General features: G+C 42.5%; 11 protein-coding genes. 6 read left to right on the top strand and 5 right to left on the bottom strand.

Annotated features, from left to right (window positions below; translation table 11 throughout):
- Positions 1 to 30 precede the first annotated feature (30 nt).
- Positions 31 to 2,853, top strand: coding sequence for a S9 family peptidase (locus tag MKO06_RS06225; RefSeq protein ID WP_241549794.1), 2,823 nt, complete (start codon positions 31 to 33; stop codon positions 2,851 to 2,853).
- Positions 2,854 to 2,910: 57 nt separating this feature from the next.
- The gene (locus tag MKO06_RS06220; RefSeq protein ID WP_241549792.1) at positions 2,911 to 4,980 is read left to right on the top strand and encodes a M13 family metallopeptidase; all 2,070 of its coding nucleotides are present in this window, start codon (positions 2,911 to 2,913) and stop codon (positions 4,978 to 4,980) included.
- Between the two features lie 324 nt (positions 4,981 to 5,304).
- On the opposite strand, the gene MKO06_RS06215 is transcribed toward MKO06_RS06220, so the two are convergent.
- The 5 genes from MKO06_RS06215 to MKO06_RS06195 form a co-directional block, all read right to left on the bottom strand.
- Entirely contained in the window at positions 5,305 to 5,628 is a 324-nt protein-coding gene (locus MKO06_RS06215; protein WP_241549790.1) for a GIY-YIG nuclease family protein, read from the bottom strand.
- Between the two features lie 196 nt (positions 5,629 to 5,824).
- Positions 5,825 to 6,148 carry a GIY-YIG nuclease family protein gene (locus tag MKO06_RS06210; RefSeq protein ID WP_241549788.1) on the bottom strand — a complete coding sequence of 108 codons (324 nt, stop codon included), beginning with the start codon at positions 6,146 to 6,148 and terminating at the stop codon, positions 5,825 to 5,827.
- A 197-nt stretch (positions 6,149 to 6,345) separates the two neighbouring features.
- Positions 6,346 to 6,669 carry a GIY-YIG nuclease family protein gene (locus MKO06_RS06205; protein WP_241549786.1) on the bottom strand — a complete coding sequence of 108 codons (324 nt, stop codon included), beginning with the start codon at positions 6,667 to 6,669 and terminating at the stop codon, positions 6,346 to 6,348.
- A 214-nt stretch (positions 6,670 to 6,883) separates the two neighbouring features.
- Positions 6,884 to 7,243 carry a YraN family protein gene (locus MKO06_RS06200; RefSeq protein ID WP_241549784.1) on the bottom strand — a complete coding sequence of 120 codons (360 nt, stop codon included), beginning with the start codon at positions 7,241 to 7,243 and terminating at the stop codon, positions 6,884 to 6,886.
- Between the two features lie 15 nt (positions 7,244 to 7,258).
- The gene (locus MKO06_RS06195) at positions 7,259 to 7,840 is read right to left on the bottom strand and encodes a hypothetical protein (protein WP_241549783.1); all 582 of its coding nucleotides are present in this window, start codon (positions 7,838 to 7,840) and stop codon (positions 7,259 to 7,261) included.
- A 123-nt stretch (positions 7,841 to 7,963) separates the two neighbouring features.
- On the opposite strand from MKO06_RS06195, the gene metG reads away from it, so the two are divergent.
- The 4 genes from metG to MKO06_RS06175 all read left to right on the top strand — a co-directional run bounded on the left by metG (position 7,964) and on the right by MKO06_RS06175 (position 13,135).
- Complete coding sequence (gene metG, locus MKO06_RS06190) at positions 7,964 to 10,039, top strand: methionine--tRNA ligase (RefSeq protein WP_241549782.1); 2,076 nt, start codon at positions 7,964 to 7,966, stop codon at positions 10,037 to 10,039.
- Between the two features lie 45 nt (positions 10,040 to 10,084).
- Complete coding sequence (locus MKO06_RS06185; RefSeq protein WP_241549781.1) at positions 10,085 to 10,987, top strand: histone deacetylase family protein; 903 nt, start codon at positions 10,085 to 10,087, stop codon at positions 10,985 to 10,987.
- A 94-nt stretch (positions 10,988 to 11,081) separates the two neighbouring features.
- On the top strand, positions 11,082 to 11,339 hold the full coding sequence (locus MKO06_RS06180) for a DUF4212 domain-containing protein (RefSeq protein ID WP_241549780.1): 258 nt from the start codon (positions 11,082 to 11,084) through the stop codon (positions 11,337 to 11,339).
- Between the two features lie 26 nt (positions 11,340 to 11,365).
- On the top strand, positions 11,366 to 13,135 hold the full coding sequence (locus MKO06_RS06175; protein WP_241549779.1) for a sodium:solute symporter family protein: 1,770 nt from the start codon (positions 11,366 to 11,368) through the stop codon (positions 13,133 to 13,135).
- The last annotated feature ends 14 nt before the right edge of the window (positions 13,136 to 13,149 follow it).

Genomic DNA, 13,149 nt, shown 5'->3' with positions numbered 1-13,149 from the left:
ATTCCCATCTAAAAGAAAAGAACTTATCTTATGTATTTACGTATTGCCTTATTCCTGTTGCTCACAACAGCAGTAGGATTTTCTCAACAAAAACGAGCCTTAACCCATGAAGACTATGATCTTTGGAAATCTGTTCAAAGCTCTCAGATCTCCAATTCGGGTAACCTGATAGTAACCGAGGTTAATACCTCTACCGGAAGGGGTGATGGCTACCTGAAGATCTTTAATAGAAAATCTGGTAAAAGCATTGAATATCATAACGGGTATGATGCTACTATTTCAGCAGACGAAAAATATATCTACTTTCTAAGAAAACCCGATTATGAACAAATAAGGCAGGAGAAAAAAGACGATGTAAAGAAAGAGAAGCAATCAAAAAATGCATTCTTTATTTACAATGTGGAAAATAACAACCTTTTAGACAGCATTCAGAGGGTGAAAAAATATGAGGCTCCAGAAGAATATTCGGGTTGGGTTGTGATCGAGAAGTTCAAGGATCTGAAACCAGAAAAATCTAAAGATTCTACCAGGACTTCAGAAGCCTCTAAAGACAGTGTTTCCAAGCCAAAGAAGAACCTGGCCCTGGAAGCTGAATATGCCCTGGTATATGATCTATCAGCCCAAAAAGCCGATACGATCTTCCAGATAAAGGATTTCAAAATGGCCGAAGATGCACCTGCACTCTTCTATTCAAAAACAAAGGGAGAAAAGAAAGGCGATATCGGGGTCTTTGAATATGACCTAATGGAAGGTTCAGAAAAAGTGATCGATACCGGAAGGTTCGCCTATTCAGGGATCGCGGTTAGCAAGATGGGAGATCAAATGGCCTATATCACTGCCCGGGATTCAACCGAAAAGGACAGCCTGAAATTTGAACTTTTTCACCTTCGGGAAAATTCATTAAATCAGGTTACCGATACCCTCGGAAAAAATCTTCGAAAAGGATGGAAACTCAGTGCAGCCCAGGATCCGTTTTTCTCGGAAAATGCCAAAAGACTATTTTTCTATTCTCGCCCCTCGAGGAATTTTGATGTAGACACTACTTTGCTGGAAGAAGAAGTGCCAGATGTGGATGTATGGAATTACAGGGACAAGCTCATTCAGCCAGAACAGAAAGTGAAATTAAAGCAGTTGGAAGACAAAGCCTTTTTATCTTATTTGAACACCGAAGATTACCGGATCGTGACACTTCACGATGAGGAACTGGAATACCTTGAACTGGATAAAGACCGTGAGCATCGCTATATTTTAGGGTATACTTCCTCACCCTATGATGTTTCGCGCTCGTGGAAATACCCGTGGAGTAGGGATTTTTACATCGTTGACACCAGAATTGGTTCAAAAAGACTGGCTCTGGAAGAAAGTTCGGCCAGCCCCAACCCTTCCCCTAACGGAAAATATGCGGTCTATTTTAACCGTGAAGACCAGAACTGGTACGTCCTGAACCTTGAAAAGAATGAAAAAAGGAATCTGACCGGTGCTCTTGAAATCGATTTTCAGGATGTGGAAAATGATGTACCTGCCTCTGCAGGTTCTTATGGATTTGGCGGCTTTACAGAAGATGGGAAAGCCCTGATCTTTGACCAGTATGATATCTGGATGGCAGATCTTGAAAAAAATGAAGTTCCGAAGAATATTACTCAAAACGGAAGGAAAAACAAGATCGAATACCGCAGCATGAGGCTGGACCGTGAAAATAGGGACCAGGCATCATATTTTAAAAATCGCCTGCTGGTAAATGCTTTCGATAAAAAGGACAAAACAGGAAGTTTGCTATTGTTGAACACTGGAAATGGAAAGATGGAAAAAATTCTGGACCCGGAAAATATGGTGCTGGATGACGTTGCAGTGGCCGAAGATGCAGATATAATGATCTACCGTAAAAGCAATTTTCAGAATTATCCTGATCTGTACCTGTATGAGAACAGGAATTCAAATGCCATCAGGCTAACCAACGCAAATCCCCAGCAAAAAGATTTTAAATGGGGAACTTCTGAAGCATTTTCCTGGACAGCGTACGATGGTACTAAACTCGAAGGCATTATTTATAAGCCCGAGAATTTCGATCCGAATAAAAAATACCCGCTCATCGCTTATTTCTACGAAAGAAGAAGTGATAATCTGCACAGATATTATTCACCTCAGCCCAGCGCTTCGGTGGTGAACATGTCTTACCTGGTTAGTAATGATTATATCGTATTTGTTCCGGATATTGTTTATTCTGAAGGTCAACCAGGAGAAAGCGCCTACAATTGTATCGTTTCCGGTGTTGAAGCCCTGGAAAAACTAGAATATATTGACCAGGAGAATATGGCTATACAGGGACAGAGCTGGGGCGGTTACCAGGTTGCCTACCTGGTCACCAAAACCAATAAATTCGCTGCGGCCATGGCTGGTGCTCCGGTAAGTAATATGACTTCGGCATATGGTGGAATAAGATGGGGAAGCGGACTCAGCCGCGCGTTTCAGTATGAGCAAACCCAAAGCCGTATTGGAAAGAACCTTTGGGAAGGCCTGGACCTATACCTGGAAAACTCTCCGCTTTTCGGAATTCCGGATATCGAGACTCCATTACTGATGATGCATAATGATGCAGATGGAGCTGTGCCATACTACCAGGGAATCGAAATGTTCATGGGAATGAGAAGGCTTAATAAACCAGCCTGGTTACTGGTGTATAACGACGAAGCCCATAACCTTCGGAAAATGAAGAATCGCCAGGATCTCTCCATTAGAATGATGCAGTTCTTTGATCATTACCTGAAAGGTGAGCCTGCACCGGTGTGGATGACCGAAGGAGTACCGGCAGTAATGAAGGGTAAAGACCTTCAATATGACCTTGAAGATAATTAATCATAAAATGAAGGCTTCTTTTAATATATTAGCCGCGATTTATAAAATTTAACAATAATGAAAAAGATCAATAACCTACTGCTTTTATCATTTCTTGGACTGGGTATTTTAACCAGTTGCAACGATGATGAAAAAAAGGTAGAAAAAGACGAAGAGGTTCATGGGATCAATCTTGCCTATATGGACACTACTACTTCTCCTAAAGAAGATTTCTTTAGATATGTGAACGGAGCCTGGCTCGATTCTACCGAAATTCCCGGAGACCGTACCACCTGGGGAAGTTTTCAGGAATTAAGACAACGAACTGACGAGGATGCACTGGCCCTGCTGGAAAGCTCTTCAAAAAGCGAAGACCTAAACGCTTCCAGCGACCAGGCTAAAGCCGTTTTTCTTTACAAAAGTATTATGGATACCGTTACCAGGAACGAGCAGGGTATCGAGCCGGTAAAACCTTATCTTGAAAAGATAGATGCGATCCAGAACAAGGAAGACCTTCAGGCTTTCCTGGTTGAGATGAGCAAATACGGAAGTGCCGGATTCTTCGGATTTGGAGTTCAGCCAGATAGAAAAGACAGTAATATGAACGCTGCTTACATCTATCCATCTGGCCTTGGACTTCCAGACAGGGATTATTATGTAGCTGATGATTCAGATTCTAAAGAGAAAAGAGAGAAGTACAAAGCTTATATCGCTGAAATGCTTCAGTATATTGATTATTCTGAAGAAGAGGCTAAAGCTGAAGCAGAAACCATCCTTGCATTTGAAACCAGCCTGGCTGAACCTCAGCTAGACAAAGTGGAGCGTCGTGATGCCAGGAAGACCTACAACCCCATGACGGTTTCTGAACTTCAAAAAACGGTTCCAGGAATGAAATGGAACGCTTATTTTGAAGGAATTGGTGCAAAAGACCTGGATACTATCATCGTTTCTCAGCCTGGTTATATGAAAGCCCTTCAGCAGATCATCGCTAAGAACTCAGTTGAAGACTGGAAAGCCTATTTAAAATGGAATCTTTTCAACGATGCAGCCCCTGCCCTAACTACCGAACTGGAGCGCAAATCATGGGAATTCTATGATAAGACTCTTCAGGGTGCACAGGAACAAAGGCCTAGAAATGAAAGAGCCCTTGCCACTGTAAATGGAACCGTAGGAGAAGCTCTTGGTAAACTTTATGTAGACAAACATTTCCCAGCTGAAGCTAAAGAAAAGGCACAGGAAATGATCGCCAATATCGTGAAGGCTTACGAAACCAGGATCAACAATCTTAGCTGGATGAGCGAAGATACCAAGAAAAAGGCGCTTGAGAAATTAAGCACTTTTACCGTAAAAGTTGGTTATCCTGATAAATGGGAGGATTATAGTGATCTGGAGATCACAGGACCAGAAAATGGGGGTTCCTACTTCCAGAACATGCTCAATGCCCAAAAATGGAGAGTTGCCGAAAATATGTCTGAATTAGGCCAGCCGGTTGACAAGACCAAATGGTTCATGCCTCCGCAAACGGTGAACGCATATTACAACCCAAGTTTCAATGAGATCGTATTCCCTGCGGCTATTCTTCAGCCTCCGTTCTATGACTATAAAGCTGATGCAGCTGTAAATTATGGTGGAATTGGTGCTGTGATTGGTCACGAGATCTCTCATGGTTTTGATGATAGCGGGGCGCGTTTTGATGCGGAAGGAAACCTGAACAACTGGTGGAGCGATAAAGACCTGGAGCAATTTGAGGAGCTTGGAGCCGACCTTGCCGAGCAGTACAGCAATATCGAAGTTCTTGACAGTGTATTCATCAACGGAGAATTTACACTTGGTGAGAATATTGGAGACCTTGGTGGTGTGAACGCTGCTTTTGACGGACTTCAGATCCATTTAGAAGAGCATGGAGATCCTGGAAAGATCGATGGATTCACTCCAGAGCAACGTTTCTTCCTTTCATGGGCAACTGTTTGGAGAACCAAAATGCGTGATGAAGCCTTGAAGAACAGGATCAAAACCGATCCACATTCTCCTGGAATGTACAGGGCTTATGTACCGCTTCAGAATATCGATGCATGGTATGACGCCTTTGTGATCGAAGAAGGAGATCCAATGTACGTACCACCTGCAGAACGAGTACGAATCTGGTAATCCCAGTTTAATAACATTAGAAAAGGCCGGTATCTACCGGCCTTTTTTTGTTTTTAGGTCTCGACTCCGCTCGACCTGACAGTCTTATTACAAACGTTTTATACTTTTATGTCACCTCGAGCGGAGTCGAGAGGTATTCAAATCCCCAAGAATATGAATAATGATTAAAAGGTCTAAATTCACTGAAATGTCACCTCAAGCGAAACGAGAGGTATTTATTCCGAAAAATATTCCTTAACCCAAGTTGGTAGCTGTATAGCCTTCTTTCACCACTACCACTTTTTAGTGTCACCTCGAGCGGAGTCGAGAGGTCATAATTGTTATTTAATTATCCTCTCTTTTATAATTCTTTGAATGAGAGGAATTCTTACATTCTGAAAGAAGTGGAAGAAAATCATATTCGCCCTTAGCCAGTGCCAGTTTCTTTTTGGAGCTCCACTTCTTGATCTTCTTCTCAAAATATATCGCCTGTTCAACATCACTGAAATCCTGAAGAAAAATGATCTTCACAGGTCTTCGTTTGAAAGTAAATGATTCCCTGTCAAGCCCTGAATTATGTTCATTTAACCTTCTGTCTGGATCATTTGTGATTCCAGTATAAAGCAGACCATCGGAACATTCAAGTATGTAAACGAAATACTTTTTCATTTCTTTAGGTCTCGACTCCGATCGACCTGACAGTCTTATTACCAACGTTTTCTACTTTTATGTCACCTCGAGCGGAGCGAGAGGTATTTAATCTGAAAAATATTCTTTAGCCTAAGTTGGTAGCTGTCTAGCCTGCCTTCCTCAATACCACTTTTTAGTGTCACCTCGAGCGGAGTCGAGAGGTCATAATTGTTATTTAATTATCCTCTCTTTTATAATTCTTTGAATGAGAGGAATTCTTGCATTCTGACAGAAGTGGAAGTAAATCAAATTCACCATCTGCCAGTGCCAGTTTCTTTTTGGAGCTCCACTTCTTGATCTTCTTCTCAAAATATATCGCCTGTTCAACATCACTGAAATCCTGAAGAAAAATGATCTTCACAGGTCTTCGTTTGAAAGTAAATGATTCCCTGTCAAACCCTGAATTATGTTCATTTAACCTTCTGTCTGGATCATTTGTGATTCCAGTATAAAGCAGACCGTCAGAACATTCAAGTATGTAAACGAAATACTGTTTCATTTCTTTAGGTCTCGACTCCGCTCGACCTGACAGTATTAATATTCTACCATTTTCTTTACTTTGTCACCTCAAGCGAAACGAGAGGTATTTATTCCGAAAAATATTCCTTAACCCAAGTTGGTAGCTGTATAGCCATCTTTCCCCACTACCACTTTTTAGTGTCACCTCGAGCGGAGTCGAGAGGTCATAATTGTGATTTAATTATCCTCTCTTCTATAATTCTTTGAATGAGAGGAATTCTTACATTCTGAAAGAAGTGGAAGTAAATCATATTCACCATTTGCCAGTGCCAGTTTCTTTTTGGAGCTCCACCTCTTGATCTTCTTCTCAAAATATATCGCCTGTTCAGCATCACCAAAATCCTGAAGAAAAATGATCTTCACAGGTCTTCGTTTGAAAGTAAATGATTCCCTGTCAAGCCCTGAATTATGTTCATCTAACCTTCTGTCTGGATCATTTGTGATTCCAGTATAGAGCAGACCATCAGAACATTCAAGTATGTAAACGAAATACTGTTTCATTTCTTTAGGTCTCGACTCCGCTCGACCTGACAGTTTTATATGATTCGTTAAATTAAAATAAACTTGAATAAAGTCATTTCGAAGTCCAGAATGGACTGAGAAATCTAACCAAGTAATTTCTTTTTTCTGGAGGTCTCGACTCCGCTCGACCTGACAGTCTTATTACAAACGTTTTATACTTTTATGTCACCTCGAGCGGAGTCGAGAGGTCAATCTAGAAATACAAAAAGGCATCCTGAATATGCTCGATCCTGGTGCCAGCCTTATTCTTGATGATGGCAATAATATCAAATCTAACATCCACATCCAGGTCGTTCTCTTCCACATAATGATTCATTGCCTTTACAAGGCGTTTGATCTGTTTAGGTTTGACGAAGTCCTGTGGATTTCCAAAATCGGGAGTACTCCGCGTCTTCACTTCAGCTGCGATCAGAACATTTCCTCGCCGGGCAATGATATCGATCTCGGCTTTCTGAAACCTGTAATTGCGCTCAAGGATCTCAAATTCCTTCAGCATCAGGTATTCCATCGCCAGTTTTTCGCCCTTTTTTCCGAGTTTGTTATGATCTGCCATCTTCTGGTTTTTAGGCTACAGATTGTAATTTATGATAATTGAAGAAACTTTAAGGTCAAGCGCCTGGATTTGTTCCGGGCTAGCTTCGATCACATGGTCACCATAGAAATCAGAGGGAATCTCGTTCTGTGGACTCAAGAAAGCCCTAACATCGCTATTTTTAAGTTTTCCATCTTCCCAGTCGACCGCACCACTATAATCCCAGCCAAAACCATAAAAGGAAATCGGCGCCTTGTTCAAGGCAACTAGCTTATCATAGGAATCACCGATCTTAATACCTGTTTTGGAAGTCCATTTACCGTTTTTGGTATACCTGAGATCATGAATCTTTTTTCGGTCTTCATCCTGCCAGGTGATATGCAGTTCGTCGGCAGTTCCCGGGTAAAGAATGCTATACGGTCTTTCATCGGTTCCTTCATCATAAAAATCGCTTCCCTCTTCGATGTTCGCATCAGGAAAAGCTTTGGTAAGCTCTTCAGCATCCATATTTTCAAGATTCTCCAGGGTAAAACTGGCCGTATTGCTGGAAGTGGATTTTTTAGCTGAATTACACGCGGCAACACTAATGATGCTCAGAATGATCAATATTTTTCTCATTTTCTAATGGTTTCGGGTAAAAGTAGAATAGTAATTCTTGATGGCTTTTGCCTTTTACAAGAATTTAACGCGTATTCGGGCCTCATTGCTTAACTTTGTGGCTCTTAAAAAGGAATTAGAATAATGAGCAAAAATCCTCAGAGATTTACGATTACAGCGGCCTTACCTTATACCAACGGGCCTATTCATATTGGACATTTAGCCGGCGTGTATGTTCCGGCAGATATTTATTCCCGTTTTCTTCGAATGCAGGGTCACGATGTTGCCTTTGTATGCGGAAGTGATGAGCACGGCGTGCCTATTACCATCAAAGCTAAGAAAGAAGGGGTTAGTCCGCAGGATGTAGTTGATAAATACAATGGGATCATTAAGAAATCCTTTGAGGAATTCGGGGTTAGTTTCGACAATTACTCCCGTACTTCTGGAAAGACACATCATGATACTGCTTCGGCATTTTTCAAAAAGATGTATGACGACGGAAAATTCATCGAAGAAACCACCAGGCAGCTTTATGACGAGGAAGCAGGACAATTCCTGGCCGATCGTTTTGTGACCGGAACCTGCCCGAAATGTGGAAATGAAGAAGCTTATGGCGACCAGTGCGAAAGCTGCGGAACCTCATTAAACGCGACCGATCTTATCAATCCGAAATCGGCCATTACCGGCGCCGTTCCTACGCTGAAGAATACAAAACACTGGTTCCTTCCACTCGACCAGTATGAAGACTGGTTGAAGGAATGGATCCTGAAAGGCCATAAAGCCGACTGGAAATCGAACGTATACGGCCAGGTAAAATCTTGGATCGATGACGGACTTCGTGCCAGGGCTGTAACCCGTGACCTGGACTGGGGAATTCCGGTACCGGTTGAAGGCGGCGAAGGGAAAGTTCTCTACGTTTGGTTTGATGCACCTATTGGTTATATCTCTTCCACCAAAGAATGGGCCGAGAGAGAAGGAAAAGACTGGGAGCCATACTGGAAGGACGAAAACACGAAACTGGTTCATTTCATTGGGAAAGATAATATCGTATTTCACTGTATCATTTTCCCGGTGATGTTGAAAGCCCACGGAGATTATATTTTACCAGAAAATGTTCCTGCGAATGAATTCCTGAACCTGGAAGGCAAGAAGCTTTCCACTTCCAGGAACTGGGCGGTCTGGCTGCATGAATACCTGGAAGATTTTCCAGATCAGCAGGATGTTTTAAGATACGTACTTACGGCAAACGCCCCTGAAACCAAGGACAACGATTTTACCTGGAAGGATTTCCAGGCTAGAAATAATAACGAACTGGTGGCGATCTTCGGAAACTTTATTAACCGGGTGATCGTTTTGACCAATAAATATTACAACGGAATAGTTCCCGAACCCGGCGAGTATTCTGAAGTTGATGAAAAGACCATTGCTGAACTAAAGGCATATCCGTCTGTTATTGCCAGTTCGATTGAAAGATATCGTTTCAGGGAAGCACAGGCAGAATTGATGAATTTGGCCCGATTAGGAAATAAATACCTGGCAGACGAAGAGCCCTGGAAACTGGTAAAAACCGATGAAGAAAGAACGAAAACCATCATGTATGTAGCCCTTCAGATCGCGTCTGCCCTTTCTATAATCAGCGAACCATTTTTGCCATTTACCTCAGCAAAGCTGAAAAATATGCTGAATCAGTCAGATATAAATTCAGGACAGACTCCAGACTGGGATATTATCGGCACCAAAGAAGCCCTGATCCCGGCCGGCCATCAAATAGGAAAAGCGGAATTGCTTTTCAGCAAGATCGAGGATGATCAAATTCAGAAACAACTGGATAAACTGGAAGCCACAAAAACAGCGAACGAGATGGAAAACAAAAAGGCTGAACCTCAAAAGGAAACAGCAACTTTTGAAGATTTCACCAAGATGGACCTTCGTGTAGGAACCATCATCGAAGCCGAAAAAATGCCAAAAACCAAAAAGCTAATGGTTCTTAAAGTGGATACCGGTTTGGATAAAAGAACCGTGGTTTCCGGAATTGCCGAGCATTTCAAGGCTGAAGACATCATTGGTAAAAAAGTGACCGTACTGGTAAACCTTGCTCCAAGAAAATTACGCGGCGTGGAAAGCCAGGGAATGATCCTGATGACCGAAAATACCGAAGGCAAACTGGTATTTGTGAATCCCGATGAAGAAGGGGTTCAAAGTGGAACTACAATAAATTGAAATTAAACCTCACAGGTTTTGAAAGCCTGTGAGGTTTTACGCTTCATGCTCAAAATAGCCTTCCATCCCATTTATAAACATCCCTTACCAGAAGGACATCGTTTTCCAATGGAAAAGTATGACCTGCTTCCCAAGCAGTTATTACATGAAGGCACCTGTGAAGAGGAAAATTTCTTCAAACCTTCATTTCCGGATCCTGAACCTATTCTTGCCGTACACGATAAAGACTACTTTATGCGCTTAAAAAACCTGGAACTGACTAAAAAGGAGATCCGGGTTTCTGGTTTTCCGCTTTCACAGGCTTTGGTAGATCGGGAACAGATCATCGCCAATGGTACTATAAAAGCCTGCGACTACGCCCTGAAAAATGGCATAGCCATGAATATTGCTGGCGGAACCCACCATGCATTTACCAGTCGGGCCGAAGCATTCTGTTTACTAAACGACCAGGCTATAGGAGCGCGATATTTGCAGAAAAACGGCCTTGCTAAAAAGGTCCTCATCATAGATTTGGATGTGCACCAGGGAAATGGTACAGCCGAGATCTTTAAAGATGACGATTCGGTTTTTACCTTTTCGATGCACGGAAAGGGAAATTATCCATTCAGAAAGGAAAGATCAGACCTGGATATCGAATTACCCGATGGTACCGGGGATAAGGAATACCTTAAAACACTCAAGGCTACACTTCCAGACCTACTGGAAAAGACCCAGCCAGACTTCATCTTCTATCTCTGTGGAGTCGACATCCTGGAAACCGATAAACTTGGTAGGCTGTCCTGTACGATCTCCGGCTGCAAGGAAAGAGATCGATATGTACTTGAAACCTGCCATGAACTTCAGATTCCTGTTGAATGCAGTATGGGCGGCGGCTATTCCAGGGATATCAAATTGATCATCGAGGCACACGCCAATACCTACAGGCTGGCACAGGAAATTTATTTTTAATATTTATCAAAACTATCTTTTCAAAGCTTTGATAAGTTTATCTTTTTTAGATTAATCCTGTTATATTCGTAAAGATCTACTTTAAAATTTACGAATGAAAACTCGAACGAATGCCCAGACTTACTGGAGGGCTAACCTTAAATACCTTCTAATTCTTCTTAGTATTTGGTTCCTGGTATCCTTTGGAGCCGGGATACTGTTCAAAGATGCTTTGGACGAAGTACGTCTTGGCGGCTTTAAACTCGGTTTCTGGTTTGCCCAGCAGGGTTCCATTTATGTTTTCGTGATCCTCATCTTTGTTTATATCCATCTTATGAACAAACTGGATAAAAAGCATGGATACAATGAATAAATCTTCAATCCCCCGATCTTAAAATTATGGATGTACAATTGTGGACCTGGCTACTGGTAGGTTTAAGCTTTGCCTTATACTTTGGAATTGCCATTTGGGCCAGGGCTTCTTCAACTAAAGACTTCTATATAGCCGGAAGCGGTGTTTCACCACTTGCGAATGGAATGGCTACCGCGGCCGACTGGATGAGTGCCGCCTCATTTATCTCAATGGCCGGGATCATTTCTTTTATTGGTTACGACGGTTCCGTGTTTTTAATGGGTTGGACTGGAGGCTATGTTTTACTGGCGCTACTCCTGGCTCCTTATCTGCGGAAATTCGGAAAATTTACAGTCCCCGATTTCATAGGTGACCGCTACTACTCAAATACGGCAAGAACGGTTGCTATTATTTGTGCGCTTATCGTTTCTTTTACCTATGTGGCAGGACAAATGAGGGGAGTAGGGATTGTTTTCTCACAGTTCCTTCAGGTCGAGATCACCAATGGAGTAATCATTGGGATGATCGTGGTACTCGTCTTTGCTTTTTTAGGCGGAATGAAGGGAATCACCTATACCCAGGTAGCCCAGTATTGTGTGCTCATTTTTGCCTTTATGGTACCGGCGATTTTCATTTCTATCCAAATGACCGGCAATCCTATTCCACAGTTTGGGATGGGCTCTCAATTAGAAAATGGCACTTACCTCCTGGATAAGTTAGATAATTTACATACTCAGCTTGGATTCAGGGAATATACAGATGGCTCAAAATCTACCTGGGATGTTTTTGCGATCACCCTGGCATTAATGGCCGGAACTTCCGGTTTGCCTCATGTGATCGTAAGATTCTTTACAGTTCCAAAGGTCAGGGATGCGCGGAAGTCGGCGGGATATGCGCTTTTACTGATCGCGATTCTTTATACCACGGCCCCCGCAGTAGCCGTTTTTGCCCGCACCAACCTCATCGAAACAGTTATGGATAAGGAATACAGTTCTCTGCCCTCCTGGTTCCGAAATTGGGAAAATACAGGATTAATTGCCTGGACCGATAAAAATAAGGATGGGAAAATTCAGTATTCAAATTCCGATGCGGTGATAGGAAAACCTGAATTCACAGAAGCACGTGGAGCCAGTAATGAACGACTGGTTTCTAACGCCAGCGATTCAGAAAACGAATTATATGTAGACAGGGATATCATGGTATTGGCTAATCCTGAAATAGCAAATTTACCTAACTGGGTCATCGCCCTGGTAGCTGCGGGCGGACTGGCTGCGGCTTTATCTACTGCTGCAGGATTACTTCTCGTAATTTCAACCTCGATCTCCCATGATCTTTTGAAAAAACAATTGATGCCCGAAATTACCGATAAGCAGGAACTACTCGCTGCAAGGATAAGCATCCTTCTAGCTGTTCTGGTTGCTGGATTATTCGGAATTTATCCGCCCGGATTTGTCGCTGCGGTGGTTGCCCTGGCATTCGGACTCGCAGCAGCCTCGTTCTTTCCAGCGATCGTCCTGGGAATTTTTGATAAACGTATGAATAAAGAAGGTGCTGTGGCCGGGATGGTAGTTGGTATTAGTACAATGCTTTTTTATATGATCAGGTTCAAGACCGGTTTTTTTGGAATTGACCCACTCCCCCCTTCTGAATGGTGGTTTGGCACCTCTCCCGAAGGCTTTGGAGTGATCGCTATGACACTGAACATTATCACTGCATTAGTAATTTCCAGGCTTACACCAGCGCCGCCTGAAGAGGTACAGAATATTGTAGAAGATATACGAATCCCATCGGGCGCCGGGCAGGCATCAGAACATTGATCAAAAAAGAAACC

It is taken from the genome of Christiangramia oceanisediminis (assembly GCF_022570735.2).
GTDB classification, from domain to species: domain Bacteria; phylum Bacteroidota; class Bacteroidia; order Flavobacteriales; family Flavobacteriaceae; genus Christiangramia; species Christiangramia oceanisediminis.
This window is presented reverse-complemented; position numbering and strand designations above follow the sequence as displayed.